This is a genomic window from Aneurinibacillus danicus, assembly GCF_007991215.1.
Classification (GTDB): Bacteria; Bacillota; Bacilli; order Aneurinibacillales; family Aneurinibacillaceae; genus Aneurinibacillus; species Aneurinibacillus danicus.
The window spans coordinates 36278-53807 of the sequence record NZ_BJXX01000013.1 but is presented as its reverse complement, the minus strand read 5'-3'; the positions used below and the strand labels follow the sequence as shown (position 1 = coordinate 53807).

Annotated in this window: 15 protein-coding genes; all 15 read left to right on the top strand. The window is 49.8% G+C overall.

Annotated elements, in window-relative coordinates; genetic code table 11:
- Nucleotides 1-19 precede the first annotated feature (19 nt).
- The 15 genes from ftsL to ftsA all read left to right on the top strand — a co-directional run bounded on the left by ftsL (nucleotide 20) and on the right by ftsA (nucleotide 17528).
- Nucleotides 20-400, top strand: a complete 381-nt coding sequence (gene ftsL, locus ADA01nite_RS01090) for a cell division protein FtsL (RefSeq protein WP_170230058.1) — start codon at nucleotides 20-22, stop codon at nucleotides 398-400.
- A gap of 11 nt (nucleotides 401-411) precedes the next feature.
- Nucleotides 412-2616, top strand: coding sequence for a PASTA domain-containing penicillin-binding protein (locus ADA01nite_RS01085; protein WP_146808045.1), 2205 nt, complete (start codon nucleotides 412-414; stop codon nucleotides 2614-2616).
- Between the two features lie 114 nt (nucleotides 2617-2730).
- Complete coding sequence (locus ADA01nite_RS01080) at nucleotides 2731-4644, top strand: stage V sporulation protein D (RefSeq protein ID WP_146808044.1); 1914 nt, start codon at nucleotides 2731-2733, stop codon at nucleotides 4642-4644.
- A gap of 82 nt (nucleotides 4645-4726) precedes the next feature.
- The gene (locus ADA01nite_RS01075; RefSeq protein ID WP_146808043.1) at nucleotides 4727-6214 is read left to right on the top strand and encodes a UDP-N-acetylmuramoyl-L-alanyl-D-glutamate--2,6-diaminopimelate ligase; all 1488 of its coding nucleotides are present in this window, start codon (nucleotides 4727-4729) and stop codon (nucleotides 6212-6214) included.
- Nucleotides 6215-6240: 26 nt separating this feature from the next.
- Nucleotides 6241-7203, top strand: coding sequence for a phospho-N-acetylmuramoyl-pentapeptide-transferase (gene mraY / locus ADA01nite_RS01070; protein ID WP_146808042.1), 963 nt, complete (start codon nucleotides 6241-6243; stop codon nucleotides 7201-7203).
- On the top strand, nucleotides 7203-8624 hold the full coding sequence (gene murD, locus ADA01nite_RS01065) for a UDP-N-acetylmuramoyl-L-alanine--D-glutamate ligase (RefSeq protein WP_146808041.1): 1422 nt from the start codon (nucleotides 7203-7205) through the stop codon (nucleotides 8622-8624). The genes mraY and murD overlap by 1 nt, the downstream gene beginning before the upstream one ends.
- A gap of 88 nt (nucleotides 8625-8712) precedes the next feature.
- Nucleotides 8713-9804 (top strand): stage V sporulation protein E, encoded by a 1092-nt coding sequence (gene spoVE / locus ADA01nite_RS01060; RefSeq protein WP_146808040.1) that lies wholly within the window; start codon nucleotides 8713-8715, stop codon nucleotides 9802-9804.
- A gap of 219 nt (nucleotides 9805-10023) precedes the next feature.
- Complete coding sequence (murG, locus tag ADA01nite_RS01055) at nucleotides 10024-11124, top strand: undecaprenyldiphospho-muramoylpentapeptide beta-N-acetylglucosaminyltransferase (RefSeq protein ID WP_146808039.1); 1101 nt, start codon at nucleotides 10024-10026, stop codon at nucleotides 11122-11124.
- Nucleotides 11125-11221: 97 nt separating this feature from the next.
- Entirely contained in the window at nucleotides 11222-12130 is a 909-nt protein-coding gene (murB, locus tag ADA01nite_RS01050; protein WP_146808038.1) for a UDP-N-acetylmuramate dehydrogenase, read from the top strand.
- Between the two features lie 14 nt (nucleotides 12131-12144).
- On the top strand, nucleotides 12145-13398 hold the full coding sequence (murA, locus tag ADA01nite_RS01045) for a UDP-N-acetylglucosamine 1-carboxyvinyltransferase (protein ID WP_146808037.1): 1254 nt from the start codon (nucleotides 12145-12147) through the stop codon (nucleotides 13396-13398).
- A gap of 99 nt (nucleotides 13399-13497) precedes the next feature.
- A complete protein-coding gene (locus ADA01nite_RS01040) occupies nucleotides 13498-14268 on the top strand; it encodes a cell division protein FtsQ/DivIB (RefSeq protein ID WP_146808036.1) in 771 nt (256 codons plus the stop codon).
- Nucleotides 14225-15013 carry a DUF881 domain-containing protein gene (locus tag ADA01nite_RS01035; protein WP_146808035.1) on the top strand — a complete coding sequence of 263 codons (789 nt, stop codon included), beginning with the start codon at nucleotides 14225-14227 and terminating at the stop codon, nucleotides 15011-15013. The genes ADA01nite_RS01040 and ADA01nite_RS01035 overlap by 44 nt, the downstream gene beginning before the upstream one ends.
- A gap of 18 nt (nucleotides 15014-15031) precedes the next feature.
- The gene (locus ADA01nite_RS01030; protein ID WP_146808034.1) at nucleotides 15032-15763 is read left to right on the top strand and encodes a DUF881 domain-containing protein; all 732 of its coding nucleotides are present in this window, start codon (nucleotides 15032-15034) and stop codon (nucleotides 15761-15763) included.
- Nucleotides 15764-15767: 4 nt separating this feature from the next.
- Nucleotides 15768-16130 (top strand): small basic family protein, encoded by a 363-nt coding sequence (locus ADA01nite_RS01025; protein ID WP_146808033.1) that lies wholly within the window; start codon nucleotides 15768-15770, stop codon nucleotides 16128-16130.
- A gap of 120 nt (nucleotides 16131-16250) precedes the next feature.
- Complete coding sequence (gene ftsA, locus ADA01nite_RS01020; RefSeq protein WP_146808032.1) at nucleotides 16251-17528, top strand: cell division protein FtsA; 1278 nt, start codon at nucleotides 16251-16253, stop codon at nucleotides 17526-17528.
- The last annotated feature ends 2 nt before the right edge of the window (nucleotides 17529-17530 follow it).

Sequence of the window (17530 nt, the reverse complement as noted above, 5' to 3'; positions counted from 1 at the left end):
GAAGGAGGAGACGAATGCTTTGCGGCCATACAATCAGGGAAATTTAGCCAAACAAATCGAACGGAAGCCGAAACAGCGGACCGTCCAGAAGAAGCGGGTGACAGTTCGGCCTGGCGGCATTAGCGCAGGAGAGAAGCTGCTTTACTTTTTTATCGTCATCGCACTTGTCACTGTGTCTACATTCATTATTGCCCGCTATGCGAAGATTTCGGACTATAACTACCAGATTCTCGAGACGAAGCAGGAAGTGAAGAAAGTGTCGGAGCAAAACGGAGAGCTTCATGCCAAGATTGACGAGCTGAGCAAACCGGAACGCATTCGTAGCATTGCCGAACAAATGGGACTGACAAAGCTTGACGATACAGTCCGGGTATTCAAAGGCGGCACAGCCTCGAACTAGGGAGATGCGAGATGAGGAAAAAAATCAATCTGCGCACGTTATTGATGGGGGGGCTGTTCACGCTCTCCTTTTTTGCGCTCATTTTGCGCACGTTCTGGATTCAGTATGTTGACAGTGCAGAAATTATGGCAAAGGCTAAGGATACATGGGAACGCAGCGATGCCATTAATCCCAAACGGGGCGACATTGTCGACCGGAATGGGCAGCTGCTCGCCTACCATGGCAAAGCATACACCGTTATCGCACGTTTAAAACCGTATCCGAACGATCAGAAAAACCAGAACTATGTGATAGACAAAGAAGAAACGGCGGCCAAGCTTGCGCCTATTCTGAATATGTCGCAGGAGAAAATTCTGGAGCGTTTGTCGAAAGATTTGACGCAGGTGGAGTTGAGGCCGGGAGGATGGAAGATTCCGAAAGAGAAGGCGGAAAAGGTGAAGGCCCTCAACCTTCCGGGCATCGGGTTATATGAGGAGTCACGCCGTTATTACCCGTATGGCGCTTTCGCTTCGCATGCCATCGGCTATACCAATCTCGAAGGCGAAGCGAGAATGGGAATCGAGCGTATGCTAGACGATCAGCTTAAAGGGGAAAAAGGCAGCTTTACTTTCAAGACGGACCGTCGGGGCAATCAACTGCCGGACGGGGTTGAATCGTACAAGCCGGCCAAGGACGGAAATAAAGTCGTACTGACGATTGACCATCAGATTCAGAACTATATTGAAGACGCACTGAATGAGGCAACGGCCAAATATAAGATGGAAGGTGTCAGCGTGGTTGTGTCCGACCCGCATACCGGACAGATTCTTGGTATGGGCAACCGGCCTACATTCAATCCGAATTCACCAACCGACATTAAGAGCTTCTTCAATCCGGTTATCGGGGCAAACTTTGAGCCAGGCTCGACGTTTAAGATTGCTACGCTGGCGGCGGCTATTGAAGAGAAACAATTCAACCCGAATGCGACATACATGTCAGGGATTTATACGAAGATTAAAGGACAGCCAATTCGTGACCATAATCAGGGCCGTGGCTGGGGTCTGATTACGTACAAAGAAGGCGTAAAGCGTTCCAGTAACGTGGCATTTGTCCGTCTCGGATACGATATGCTGGGAAAAGAGAAGCTGTTCAGCTATTTGACGAAGTTCGGCTTTGGACAAAAAACGGGCATCGACCTGCCGGGTGAAGCCCGCGGATCGTTTAATCCGAACCGCAAATATTATCCGCGCGACATAGCTTCCATCACGTTCGGCCAGGGCGTATCCGTAACGGCTATCCAGCAGGTGGCGGCCGTAGGTGCGATCGCAAACGGCGGCAAGCTAATGAAACCATATATTGTAAAGGAAATCCGTGATGCCAAAACAGATAAAGTTATCCAGGAGCATAAACCGCAAATGGTACGGCGCGTAGTCTCCGAAGAGACGGCCAAGCAGACGCGCGACTTGCTCGGCGCGGTCGTCAATGAGAAGAACGGAACCGGCCAGCCTTTCGCTCTGCCGGGCTACCAGGTTGCCGGTAAAACCGGAACCGCCCAGGTCGCGGAAAACGGGCGCTACGTGGCAGGAAAATACATTAACTCATTCATCGGTTTTGCTCCGAAAGACAATCCGAAGCTGCTCATTTATGTCGTAGTCAACCAACCGCACATCGACAATCCGTCCGCCGGAGGAAAAATTATTGCCGCACCAATCTTTAAGTCGGTTATGGAGCGCAGCCTTCACTATTTGAAACTGTCGCCGGATAAAACGGACAGAAAAACCGTAGAAGTTGTGACGAATGAATCGGTAGTCATGCCGGAACTCGGCGGAGAGACGGTGGAATCGGGCAAGCAATTGCTGGCACAGGCCGGTCTCAAAGGCCAGGTGCTTGGCAAGGGGAAGACCATAGTCGGCCAGTATCCGAAAGCGACCACGCCGCTCACCAAGGGAACGCCGGTGTATATGCTGACGTCGAAAGAAGGCGTACAAATGCCTGATTTGCGCGGTAAAACGCTGCGTGAGGTCATGGAGCTTGCATCGCTTCTTGATATGCAGGTGCCTATTTTCAAGGGTGAAGGTTATGTTGTGAGCCAGAGCATTCAACCGGGAACGGTGATAAAAAAAGGCGACAAGCTTACCGTGACGCTGGCGCCGAAATCGGTAACGCCAACACCTGTACCGGAAGAGGAAAGCAAGTCGGAGAAGAACGGCAAAACGGAGAGGAAAGCGGAGAACTAAGGAAAGCCTGTTCTATCTTTTTTGCTCATCGAATAGGGTTATTGGTGAGAACATAACGCGCGCGGACACGAGACGCCTAAGTCCCGCGCCTATTCGGTGAGGAGGAGAAAGACATTGCGTGTATCCGGAGTTACCGTCCGACGCCGCATCTTTGTTGCGCTGCTGTTGGGTTTTCTGCTGTTTTTGCTGTTGATTACACGCCTTGGGTATGTACAGCTTTGGAAAGGTCCGGGATTAAAAGAGAATGCCGAAAATCTGTGGACCCGTAACATTCCGTTCGAAGCGAAGCGGGGGCGCATCTATGACCGCAACGGTGAGATGCTGGCGTACAATGTTAGCATACCGTCCGTTATGGCTATTCCCGTACAAATTAAAGATAAAACCGACGCCGCGCGTAAGCTGGCCCCGATTCTGAAGGTTGAGGAACAAAAAGTCCTGAAGGAAATTAGCCGGCGCGAACTTATCGTGCGTGTGCCGGGCGGACGCCGCATCTCACCTGAAATAGCCAGGCAGGTGCAGGCTCTTAATATTTCGGGCATTCAACTGGCGGAAGATAGCCAGCGCTACTATCCGTACGGATCGCTGGCGGCGCATATCCTTGGTTTTACTGGAGTGGACAATCAGGGATTGACCGGTATTGAGCGTGTTTATGATGAACAGCTAAAAGGCAAAAAAGGATACATCTCATTCGGTGCAAATGCGGCCGGACAAAAAATGCCGGGCATGCCTGACCGATTTATCCCGCCGGTAGACGGCCAGGATGTGCACCTGACGATTGATGCGAACATCCAGCGCATCATCGAACGTGAGCTGGATCAGGCGATAGCCGTATATCAACCGGATGATGCGATTTCGATTGCAATTTCGCCAAAAACGGGAGAAGTATTGGGCATGGCAAGTCGCCCGACTTTCGACCCGGGCCATTATCGCGATTATCCGGTAGAGACATACAACCGCAACCTGCCGATTTGGAAGACGTATGAGCCGGGGTCTACGTTTAAGATTATTACGCTGGCCGCAGCACTAGAGGACAAGAAAGTCAATCTGGATAAAGATATGTTCAATGATCCGGGGTTCATTAAGGTCGCGGGTGCCACGCTGCGTTGCTGGAAGCGGGGCGGACATGGTCAGCAGACATTCCTTCAAGGCGTGGAGAACTCCTGTAACCCCGGGTTCGTACTTTTAGGCCAGCGCCTCGGCAAAGAAAGGTTATTCCATTACATTAAAGAATTCGGTTTTGGAAAACGGACGGGCATCGATTTGCTTGGCGAAGAGAACGGGGTATTGTTCCGAATGGATCGGGTGGGTCCTGTAGAGCTTGCCACAACAGCATTTGGCCAGGGCGTATCTGTAACGCCAATTCAGCAAGTGCAGGCAGTAAGTGCTGCGGTAAACGGTGGCAAGCTGATGAAACCGTATCTGGTCAAATCATGGCATGACCCGGAAACCGGCAAATTAATGAAGGAAAACAAGCCGCAGCAGGTTCGTCAGGTGATTTCTCCGGAGACGTCCGCCGAAGTTCGCCGGGCATTGGAGAGCGTCGTGGCTAACGGAACAGGCCGTAATGCCTATATCGATGGGTATCGTGTTGGAGGAAAAACCGGTACAGCTCAGATAGTAGAAAATGGTGTATATTCGAAGAGCAAGCATATCGTATCATTCATCGGTTTTGCACCGGCTGATGATCCGCAAATTCTTGTCTATACGGCAATAAACAACCCGAAGGGGATTCAGTTCGGCGGTCTGGTAGCGGCGCCAATCGTACGTAACATTATGGACTCTTCTCTGCGTTATATGAAAATCGCGCCCCGTACGCAGCAAATGGAGAAGAAGTATCAGTACCCGGACAAAAAGATTGTACAGGTGCCGAACCTTATCGGCATGGAACGGAAGGAAATCGCCGGATCCTATTATACCTTCCCTCTTGACATTGCAGGCGATGGCAACAAAGTATCCTATCAGTCGCCGCAGCCGGGTACGCGGGTGGAAGAAGGCGTGACGATTCGCGTCTATCTGGGTGACAAATAAAACAAAGAGCATTACAATAAATGCGGTACAATTCACTGATAGCGACGAAGCGAATGTTTCGCGAGAAAGAAGGAGAACGACAATGCAACTAGACGAGTTACTGGCACCTCTCGCCCTCTGGCAGGTCGTAGGGGACGCAAAAACGGAGATTACAGGGATCGAAATCGATTCGCGCAAAGTACAGCCGGGCGACCTGTTCATTTGTTTGCCCGGCTTTACGGTCGACGGCCATGATTTCGCTGCAAAAGCCGTCTCGCAGGGCGCAGTGGCTATTCTGGCGCAACGCACGGTGGAGGTGGATGCTCCGGTTATTTATGTTCCGGATACCCGGCGGGCGATGGCAGTACTTGCCGATCGCTTTTTCGGCCAGCCGACGCACCAGATGAAAATTATCGGGGTGACAGGAACGAATGGCAAGACGACCACCACCCATTTGATTGAACGGATTCTGGACGAAGCCGGACATGTGACCGGCATTATCGGCACGATTGAGATGCGCCTTCAAGGCGAAATCCGCGAAGTGAAAAACACCACGCCGGAAGCGCTTGATCTGCACCGCGCATTCCGCTGGATGAAAGATAATGGCGCAGAGTATGCGGCCATCGAAGTGTCGTCCCATGCGTTAGACATGGGACGGGTGCGCGGCGTACGCTTTACAACCGGTGTATTTACTAATCTGACGCAGGATCATCTTGATTACCATAAAACAATGGAAAATTACTTGCAGGCGAAAGGCCTCTTGTTCTCCCAGCTTGGCAATGAGTATGATAAAGAGCGGATGAAATATGCGGTACTGAACGCCGATGATCCGGCAAGTGAGGTGTTTGCCCGTATGACTCCGGCGCAGGTCATTACATATGGTATCAGCAGTAAGGCAGACGTACGTGCCAGAAACATTTCCATTACGGCGAAAGGCACGTCATTTACGCTGGAAACATTCGCAGGCAGCACGGATGTAACCTTGCGCATGATTGGCAATTTCAACGTATACAACGTACTGGCAGCAACGGCGGCCTGCCTCGTGGAAGGCATCCCGCTTGAGCAAATTGTGCGTACGCTTGAGAAGGTGGAAGGCGTACGTGGCCGGTTTGAGCGCGTAGACGCAGGGCAAGACTATACGGTTATTGTCGATTACGCCCATACGCCGGACAGTCTGGAGAACGTGCTGAAGACGATTCGCGAATTTGCCGAAGGCAAAGTATACTGTATTGTAGGCTGCGGCGGCGATCGTGATAGAACAAAACGGCCGATTATGGCATCTATCGCGGCGCGCTACGCCGATGTAGCGGTCATCACATCCGACAACCCGCGTTCCGAAGAGCCGCAGGCGATAATCGATGAGATGGTAGAAGGCCTCATCGCGGACGGTATAAGCGAAGAGCGCTACTTTACGCGGATAGATCGCCGGGAAGCGATTCGTGAAACGATTCACAGGGCGGGTCCGAAGGATGTGGTTCTTATCGCCGGTAAAGGACATGAGACATATCAAATTTTAAAAGACAAAACGATCCACTTTGATGATAAAGAAGAGGCATATCAAGCCATACTAGAAAAGAAAAAAATAGGATGAGGAGTTTATAGAAAGGAGGGCGTGTCATGCTTGTACGAGTTTTGTTTTTTTCTATCGCTGCAGCTTTTTTAATTGCTGTGCTTATCGCTCCGCTCTTCATCCCTATTCTAAGGCGATTGAAATTTGGTCAGGAAATTCGCAAAGAAGGACCGAAGGGACATCAGAAAAAGGCGGGAACACCGACGATGGGCGGTATCATTATACTACTGGCCTTAACATTTACGGTGATTAAATTTACCAATCAGTCGGTGGAAATCTTTTTGCTTCTCTTTATTACGCTTGGTTATGGACTTATCGGGTTTCTGGACGATTTCATCAAAATTGTAATGAAGCGCAATTTGGGATTGACCGCAAAACAGAAATTATTTGGTCAGCTTGTCATTGGTGCCGTATTCTACTACGTTCTGGTTCGAAATGGATATGACACTTCCATCTCCGTTCCCGGAACAGGATGGGGCATGGATATCGGCTGGTTGTATTTTCCGCTTGTGCTGATTATGACAATTGGCGCATCCAATGCGGTAAACCTGACCGACGGATTGGATGGTTTGCTTGCGGGTACGAGCGCGATTGCATTCAGCGCATACGCTGTGATTGCCTGGATGACGAGCCAGATGAATATCGCTATTTTTTCCGCTGCGGTGGTTGGTGCGGTACTTGGCTTTCTCGTCTTTAACGCGCACCCTGCCAAAGTATTTATGGGAGATACGGGCTCGCTTGCGTTAGGCGGCGCCATTGCGGGAATAGCTATTCTTACGAAAACGGAGATTTTGCTGGTTATTATCGGTGGTGTATTCGTAATGGAGGCCCTGTCTGTCATTATTCAAGTTATTTCATATAAAACACGTAAAAAGCGGGTATTCCGCATGAGTCCGCTGCATCATCATTATGAGTTGGGTGGCTGGTCCGAGTGGCGAGTCGTGGTAACTTTCTGGTTTGCCGGACTGATTTGTGCGAGCCTGGGTGTATACATTGAGGTGTTAAGCTGATGTCTATTGAAGAAGGAAGAGCATTATATAAGGGGAAACAAGTGGTGGTACTAGGCCTTGCCAAGAGCGGGGCGGCTGTGGCCCGACTCTTAAAAGCGTGCGGAGCGGACGTTACGGTCAACGATAAGAAACCCGAGAATGAGTGCGAAGAAGCGGAGGCGCTCCGCGCAGGCGGAATTACCGTTATTTGTGGGGAACATCCGGACGATATCGTCAATCCGTCTGTCGATGTGGTCGTCAAAAATCCGGGTATTCCCTATACGGTTGCACCAATTCAAGCAGCGCAATCTCTTGGCATTCCGATTGTTACGGAAGTAGAGATTGCGTATGAGTTATCGGATGTGCCGATCATCGGTATTACCGGATCAAACGGCAAGACGACGACCACGACATTAATCGGCCGCATGCTTGAAGAGGGAGGTTTGCATCCGATAGTAGCAGGCAATATCGGTACACCTCTTAGTGAGCAAACGCTGCAGGTCCGGAAGGGGCAAACGCTGGTGGCCGAGTTAAGCAGTTTCCAGTTGAAAGGAACGCGCAGGTTCCGTCCGTCGATCGCTTGTTTGCTGAATGTGTATGATGCCCACTTGGACTATCATAAAACAAAAGAAGATTACGTACATAGCAAAAGCAAATTGTTTAAAAATCAAGAAGAGACCGATGTGGCAGTGCTTAATTATGACAGCCAGATCTGCCGTAATCTGGCCGACGATATTCGTTCGCAGATCCTATGGTTTAGTACAAAGGAAGAAATAGAGCAAGGCGCTTTTGTGCGTAGCAGTGAAATTATATTCAAACGTCCGGTAACAGGTGCACTTGCGGAGAAGCTGGACGAAGCACCCGAAGAAGAAAGGGTGGTCCGTTTAGACGAGCTGGCACTGCCGGGAGCGCATAATCTTGAAAACATTCTGGCGGCAGTCTGCGTGGCCAGGGCGGCCGGAGCGGACATAGAAGCGATCCGCCGCATACTACGCACATTTGCCGGTGTAGAACACCGTCTGGAATTCGTCGCTGAAATTGAGGGCGTTAAGTATTATAACGATTCGAAAGCGACCAATCCAGAAGCAGCCAGCCGGGCTTTAACATCTTTTTCGGCACCCATCGTCTGGATTGCCGGAGGGCTTGATCGCGGCATTGACTTTAAAGAAATGGTGCCGCTTATGAGACAAAACGTAAAAGCAGTCATTACTTACGGGGAAACGGCAGAAAAATTGTTGGCTCGGGCGGAAGAGGCAGGGATTATTCGGGCGAAGCGCGTCGATACTGTTACTGATGCGGTTGCCGAGGCCCGCTCGATCGCTCGGGAAGGTGACATTGTACTGCTCTCACCGGCGTGTGCCAGCTGGGATATGTACAAATCGTTCGAAGAGCGGGGGGTCTTGTTTAAGCAATCCGTGCATAAGCTTAAAACAAGCCCGTAACCGCTGTTTGAATGTTTAATCGAAATCAGGTGATTGAACGGACAGGCAGGCGGAGGCGGCAAATTCTGTGCTGTAAGAGGTGTTTCGCTTGACAAAGGCCCGTTCAACTCCTGATTTTATTATTATTGTCGTGACATTTGTGCTGCTGGCGATTGGCGTGGTGATGGTATACAGCTCGAGCGCCGTAGTCGCCGCTCAGAAAGGCGATCCGTTCTTTTTTACCAAACGCCAGCTTATTTTTGCCACACTCGGCATTGTGACGATGTTTATAACCATGAACATCGATTATTGGGTATGGAAAAAATGGGCGAAACCGGGACTGCTTTTTTGCTTCTTTCTGCTGGTTGTCGTCCTTATCATTGGAAAAGAGGTCAATGGGGCGAAAAGTTGGCTCGGCATTGGTGCGTTCGGGATTCAGCCGGCGGAATTTATGAAGTTGGGGATGGCTATGTTTCTGGCGAAATGGCTGACGGAAAATCAGAAAGACATCGGTTCATTTACCAAGGGGATCGTACCGTCGCTTGGTGTTGTTTGTTTGGCGTTCGGGCTGATTATGCTGCAGCCTGATCTTGGCACCGGTACGGTGCTGTTCGGCACGTCTGTGCTGATGATTTTCATCGCCGGCATGAGAATTCAGCACCTATTGGGGCTAGCGTTGTTAGGTGTGGCCGGCTTTGTCGGACTCATTCTGGCCGCCCCTTACCGGATGGACCGTATTACCGCTTTTGTTGACCCGTGGTCAGATCCGCTCGGAGACGGCTATCAGATTATCCAATCGCTTTATGCTATCGGACCGGGTGGATTGATGGGACTTGGCATTGGCATGAGCCGCCAGAAGTTCTTGTATTTGCCTGAGCCGTATAACGATTTTATTTTTTCGATTTTGGCGGAAGAGCTAGGGTTTATCGGTGGTGCGACTGTGCTGCTTCTGTTCCTGCTCTTGCTGTGGCGCGGTATGCGCGTTGCGGTAACAGCGCCTGACTTATTTGGCAGCCTGCTTGCGACAGGCATTATTGGAATGCTGGTGATTCAGGTAATCATTAATGTAGGTGTCGTGACAGGCATGTTCCCTGTTACGGGAATTACGCTTCCGTTTCTAAGCTACGGAGGCTCTTCGCTCACTCTGATGCTTACCGGCATGGGCGTTCTATTAAATATCTCTCGCTATTCCCGTATGTAAGATGTTAACGCCGGTCGCTTGACGCACATCGAAGAGTAAGAATGGCTTTCTTTTTCTTCTCTCTGAAATTCGAATCACCATTCGGTAGCCGGAAAAAGAAAGTCATTCTTTCCTCATTTCTTTGGTAGGCAGGCCTAAGCTTTATGTCCTGCTTTCCGGGGGAATTTCGAAAAGCTATATTAATAGTGAATAGTTTTATATAAAAGGAGCAAGGTTTGCATGAATATTGTGATTAGCGGGGGCGGCACAGGCGGACACATTTATCCTGCACTCGCCCTCATTAAAGAGATTAAGCGGCATGAGCCCGACTCCCGTGTACTATATATCGGAACGGAAAGAGGGCTTGAAGCGGAGATTGTCCCCAAGGAGGGGATTCCGTTCGAGTCGGTATACATTACCGGGTTTAAGCGTAGTCTCTCTTTCGAAAACGTGAAAACCATTGCAAGATTCCTGAAAGCGACCCGCCGGGCAAAGCGTCTCATCCGGGAGTTTAAACCGGATGTGGTTGTAGGCACCGGCGGTTATGTTTGCGGTCCGGTCGTATATGCCGCAAGCACGCTCGGCATTCCTACACTGATTCATGAACAGAATGTCATTCCGGGACTCACCAATAAATTTTTGTCACGCTATACAGAGCGGGTTGCTGTTACCTTTTCCGGTTCGGCTTCGTATTTTCCACGGGCGAAAACGATCGTAACCGGCAATCCGCGGGCGACCGAAGTCGCCAGAGCAGATGGCTGTGTCGGGCTTGCGTCGCTCAGCGTACCCCCGGGCAAGAAGTACGTGCTTATTGTAGGTGGAAGCCGCGGGGCCAAGGCGATTAACGAAGCGGTAATTGATATGGCATCCAGCCTTTCCGGTTATCCGGACTACCATTTTATTTATGTGACCGGTGAAGTACATTATGAGAAAACATTAGAAGCCATTCGCGGAACCGGAGGCATACCGGAAAATATGACCGTCCGTCCGTTTATTTATAATATGCCGGAGGTGCTGGCTGGTATCGATTTAATTGTAAACCGGGCAGGCGCATCTTTTCTTGCGGAGATTACGGCGCTTGGACTACCGTCCATTCTTATCCCTTCTCCGTATGTGACGAACAATCATCAGGAGAAAAACGCGAGGTGGCTGGAAGAACAGGGAGCGGCACGCGTTATTCTGGAGCCGCAGTTGAATGGCGCAGCTCTTCTTGTGGAGATTGATACAGTACTGAGAGACGACGGAAGAGTTCAGGCGATGCGCCGGGCGGCAAAAGCGCTGGGACAGCCGGAAGCGGCTACGCTCGTCTATAACGAATTAAAAATGATTGCCCGTGCCTGACTGTAACACAGTGGGCGGGGCGATCATACATTATCCTAGGCGCGTGACCCACGGAAGCGGTGCGCACCGGGCAGGGATTCATAGAGGAGGTTCTATTATGCAGAAGCTGATTACAGAATTGAAAGAAGCCAACATCGGAACAGTGCTCATAGACGAACCGCTGGCTAACCATACAACATGGAAAATCGGCGGACCGGCAGACATTCTTGTTGAACCGACTGACAAAATGGCGTTGGCTCACTGTATGAAGCTCGTTCACAAGCATCATGTGCCCTGGTATATACTGGGGAGAGGCTCAAACATGCTTGTGCGGGACGGAGGAATCCGCGGCATTGTCTTTAAACTGGCTGATGGATTTGATCACCTTACCTTTAACGGGGAAGAGGTAGAGGTGGGCGCCGGTTACTCGTTTATACGATTGGCGGTAATGGCCGGGAAAGAGGGATTGACCGGGCTTGAGTTCGCCGGCGGTATTCCCGGTACGGTGGGCGGTGCAATTTATATGAATGCGGGTGCACATAGCTCCGATGTTTCACGTATTCTCAAATCGGCTGAAGTGTTGCTCGAAAACGGGGAATTGGTTTGGCTTACACCGGAAGAACTCGGATTTAGCTACCGTACGTCTGTCCTGCAGAAAGAAAGAAGAGGCATTGTGGTAAGCGCCGTATTCAAGCTTCAATACGGTGACCGCAAAGAGATTGCACGCCACATGGCGGCGTATAAAGACAGACGCCGCCAGACGCAGCCGCTGTCAATGCCATGCGCGGGCAGCGTATTCCGCAATCCGCCGGGCGATCATGCAGGACGCTTGATTGAGAGCGCCGGACTCAAAGGACTTACGGTAGGAGGCGCTCAGGTTTCGGAGAAGCATGCCAATTTCATCGTAAATCGGGGAAACGCGACGGCCCAGGATGTCCTCGACCTCATGGAACAAGTGATGAAGATTATCCATGAAAGGTATAACGTCAAGCTTGTTCCGGAAGTATTGGTGGTGGGCGAGGGGTAAACGGAGGTGAAATCTTGGAGTCATTCGTGATTGAGGGAGGAACCCCCTTATCGGGAGAATTGCGTGTTCAAGGTTCGAAAAACGCCGCGCTTCCCATTCTGGCAGCTACGGTGCTGACAGGAGGTTCCTACACCATCTACGATGTACCCCGTCTCTCTGATATCGATGTTATGCTCAAGATTTTGGCGGAACTGGGTGCCGTATGCTCGCATCAGGGTACGACGGTTCATGTGGACACAACAGCGCTCGCTTCTTCGATGGTTCCGCAGGATTTGATGGGCCAGATGCGCTCATCCATTTTTCTGATGGGACCGCTTTTAGCCCGGTTCGGAGAGGTCACTCTTTCCCGCCCTGGCGGGTGTGCCATCGGAGAGAGGCGTATCAACCTTCACTTAAAAGGATTGGAATCACTTGGTGCAACCATTACAGCCCAAGACGGGCTCATTCGCTGTACCGCAAGCAAACTCAAGGGCGGTGTGATTTTCCTGGATTACCCGAGCGTCGGGGCGACGGAAAACATTATGATGGCGGCCGTGCTGGCGGAAGGCGAGACGATTCTATCAAACGCGGCGCGCGAGCCGGAAATCATTGATCTGCAGAACTTTCTGAATCGCCTGGGTGCCCGTGTGCGTGGAGCGGGAACGGATCGTATTGTTATCGAAGGAGTATCTACCCTGCAGGCAGCGGACTATCAGGTGATTCCTGACCGGATTGTTACCGGAACGATGATGCTGGCAGCAGCGATTACGCACGGAGCGATTACTCTGCGCAATGTGAATCCGATGCATACGGTAGCTTTACTAGATGTTGTAAAACAATGTGGTGTTGAAATCGACTATGGGCATGATATAATTACGGTAAAGGCAAGCGGTTCATTCCGCGCCATTGACCGTATCATGACGGCTCCGTATCCCGGTTTTCCGACCGATATGCAGTCACAGACGATGGCATTTCTTTCTGTAGCAGAAGGGTGCAGTATTATAAAGGAAACGGTATTTGATGGGCGATTTCGGCATGTGAATGAGCTGTGCCGTCTGGGCGCCGATATTTACGTGGATTTAAACACCGCTTTTATTCGCGGAGTACCGCGCCTGTCAGGTACGGTAGTGGAAGCGACTGATTTACGAGCCGGTGCGGCGTTGATTATCGCGGGGCTTGCTGCGGAAGGGGAGACGAGAGTGGCGCAAGTGTATCATATTGATCGCGGCTACGACCGGATTGAAGAACAGCTTGCGAGTCTAGGGGCCCGTATCCGAAGGGAATGTTAGACGCACACTTTCAACAAGCATAATTTGTGCATGTGAAGCGGCATATGAGAGTATGCCGCTTTTGTAAGTTTTACAGGTTCAAAAGCGGAGGAATGCGGAATGGCTAATATAGAGAAAATCCCGCGTTTACGGAAGGAGAACCGGAAGAAGAGAACCAATCGTCAGCTGCTTGTGCTGATGATGCTGTTTTTTTTGGTGTTGCTTGTGGTTCTGTTTTTTCAGTCTTCTATCAGCCGGGTACAGGATATCTCTGTCACAGGGACCCAACTTGTCTCAGCTGACGAAGTAATCAAACAATCACACCTTACGTTTGATATGCAATATTTGCTTGTCAACAAAGAGAAAGTAAAGAATTCTATTGTTACAGCGCTTCCGGCAATTGAAAGCGTGGATGTGCGCAAAACATTTCCTGGGAAGATAGAATTGGCTGTCAAAGAAAGACCACGGGTGGCTCTGTTCATGGACGGGCAGGGTGCGCTGTATCCGGTTACGAACAAAGGTGGAATCTTGAAACAGTACCCAATCGGAGACGGGACGGTGGACAAGCCGATAATTCGGCGTTGGCAGACAGAGAATCTTCTGCCCAAATTCGCTGCGGAACTGGACAAATTAGATCCGGGCATCCGCCAGCAAATATCCGAGATTCAGCACGAGTCCGACAAGAATAATCCCGAACGACTTATATTATTTATGAAAGATGGATTTGAAGTACATACCACCATTCAGAATTTCGCCGACAACATGGCGTGGTATCCTTCGTTTGTACAAAGTTTGAAGCAAGAGGGAAAGACAGAAGGGATTATCAATCTATCAGAGGTGAAATGGTTTGCGCCGTACAAGCAGCAGCAACCGGCAAACAATGAAAAATAGTCTTAGAGTCCGCAAAATCCATGTTTATTTAACGCTCGTCTTCCTTGTCTCCGGGTTCATTGTCGCTTATTCGGTGCAATTGACAATGAGAGGAACAAGTAATCTTCAGACCGCTATCGATGAAAGTGAATGGGAGAAGAAAGTAAGATTAAACGAGAAGCTGATCAGTGAGAAAGAAACGAATGAGGAGCTGGAAAAAAGGCTTGTGAAACTGCGGCTCGAAGTGAACGAGAAAGAAAAGGAGCTATCAGAGCGGCAGGCTATTTCTAAGCAGGTGCTGGGTGAGCTGGAAGAGCTTAGAATGAAGGCTGGATTAATGCCGGTCACAGGGCCTGGCGTAACTGTGACGTTAAACGATAGCAAGTCTGCTGCTGCATTTGATAATGTTGCCGACGGTATTGTACACGATCAGAACATTCGCGATGTGGTGAACGAATTGTTCGCGGCGGGGGCGGAAGGAGTTGCGGTAAACGACCAACGCCTTGTCAGCGGATCTAGCGTACGATGCGTCGGCCCGACGGTTATCGTAAATGACACGAAGCTGGCGCCGCCGTTCGTAATCGAGGCTATCGGGGATAAAGATACGCTCGTATCCGCCATGAAATTACCCGGTGGAGTCATTGATATGCTAAAGCAGCGAACGCTAGAAATTTCTATTACCGGCTCCGACAAAATCGAGTTGCCGGCATACGTAGGGGAAACGGAAAGAAAAGCAGGGGTTCCGTCCTCGACGATTCACGGGTAGAAGCGGTGAGGAAGCAATATGAAAAATAATCGACAGGTCCCATTCATAATTACGGTCATAAGCATTATCATTGGTTTCATGTTGACGGTGCAATTTCGTTCAAATTCGCCAACTTTCGCCACAGAAAGACAGGATACGTTTCAATTACGGCAGAGTGTACAAAAAGAAATGGAGCGCCATCAAAAGTTACTAAATGATATATCAAAATATGAAAAGCTGTTAAGTGAATACGAGACATCGATAAACGAAGGCGGCGGTCTTTCCGTGGTTCAGGAAGAGCTTTCTCGTATTAAAAAGGAAAACGGCTTTGCTGACATGAAAGGACCCGGCATCATTGTCGTGATTGAAGACAACCCTTCCGAGCCAGGCGAGGACAAGTTGCAGTCGCCGGTTATCGACCAGGACTTGACCGATTTGACCAGCCTGCTGTTTGCAAACGGAGCGAAAGCCATTGCGATTAATGACCAGCGCCTGATTGTTACAAGTTCCATTCGCATCGTCGGTGAAGGGATTCAGGTGGATACGAAGCCGATCAATATGCCGTACATTGTAAAAGCAATCGGCGATCCGCAGAGCTTAGAAGCTGCCCTGCGTCTTCCCGGATCGGACCACGAATCAATGGAAGAGTGGTTCCACTTTTTGAATAAGAAATTCACTATCCAGAAGTCAGAAAGCGTCACTGTTCCTGCACATAAAGGAACGGGGAGAGTGAGATATATGAAGCCTCTGGAGCGAAAAGGAGCGTCGTAAGCGGATGTGGTTACCTGTCATTGGGTTACTTATCGGTGTGGTTCTTGGATTGTCGATTGAATTTCGTGTACCTGAAGAATACAGCAGCTATCTTTCCATTGCTGTTCTTGCCGCCCTGGATACGATTTTCGGTGGCTTGCGCGCACATCTGGACAACCACTTTGATATCAAAGTGTTTATGTCAGGCTTTTTCTTCAATACGCTGCTTGCGGCCGGGTTGGCTTTTTTAGGCGTATATATGGGCATTGATTTGTATTTGGCTGCCATTTTCGCGTTCGGTGTTCGTCTGTTTAATAACATCGCCATCATTCGTCGGATTCTTATCGGACGCTGGTTTGGCGACAAGGAAGAGAAACCGTTGCCTTAATGCATAATTTTTATAAATTTTCTCCATGAAAAAAGGGAAACAACGTTTAATGTGGAAGTAAATAAAGTAAATCATTTTTAATGCTACGCTATGAAAATAAAAAAAGAGGAGGTGCCAAATTTGAACAACAGTGAATATATTGTCAGCTTAGATATTGGTACATCCAAAGTCAGGGTAATCATTGGAGAGATTAACAGCGGAACCATAAATATTATCGGGGTCGGTACTGCAGACTCGCATGGAATCAAAAAAGGAGCCATCGTTGATATTGATGAAACGGTTCAGGCAATTCGACAGGCCGTAGAAAAAGCAGAGCGGATGGTCGATCTGCCGATTCGCCATGTTGTTGTCGGAATTTCCGGCAACCATATTCAGCTTCAGTCCAGTCATGGTGTGGTAGCGGTTTCCAGTGAAAATCGGGAAATCAGTGACGAGGATATCGAACGCGTCATGAAAGCCGCACAGGTGATTGCGATCCCGCCTGAAAGAGAAATTATTGATGTGGTTCCCGTTCAATATATCGTCGACGGCCTCGGAGAAATCAGCGACCCGAGGGGTATGATGGGCGTGCGTCTGGAAATGGAAGGCACAATCATTACAGGGGCCAAGACTGTCATACATAATCTAATGCGCTGCGTAGAACGGGCAGGCTTATCCATTGTTGGAATGTATCTTATGCCGCTTGCATCCAGTGAAATTGCATTGACCAAGGATGAGAAAAATTTAGGAGTAGTACTTGTGGATATTGGCGCCGGATCAACCACGGTGTCCGTGTTTGAGATGGGGACATTGAGTGCCTTCTCTGTGCTTCCGATTGGAGGGGATTACATCACGAACGACATCGCCATCGGGCTTCGGACGACGACGGAAGAGGCGAAACAGATTCAACTCAATAACGGATGTGCGCTGATTGAAGAAGCAAATGAAGACGAACACTTTCTGGTGAAAAGAATCGGAAGCGATGTGGAGAAAGAATTTACTCAAGTTGAATTGGCCAATGTGATTGAGCCCCGTGCTGCAGAGATTTTCAACTTGGTAGAAGACGAGCTTCACCTCCTCGGTTATGATACAAGCATACCGAATGGTTTTGTGCTGACCGGCGGCGTCGCCAACATTCCAGGTCTGCTGGAGCTGGCGCGCTATGAGTTACAGGCGCCTGTGAGGATTGCCATTCCGGATTATATCGGTGTGCGTGACCCTTCCTATACAACAGGGGTTGGATTGATTAAATACGCGTCCAAATATTATATGCATCAGATGCCGCGGCAAGTAGAGACGAAGCAGCCTCAACCGAAAAGCAACCGAAAATCTACCACTGTGCCTAAGGTGCAAAAGGAGCCGAAGGAACATGGAGGAGTTATCAAGAAGGTTAAAGAGTGGTTTAGCGAATTTATTTAGAT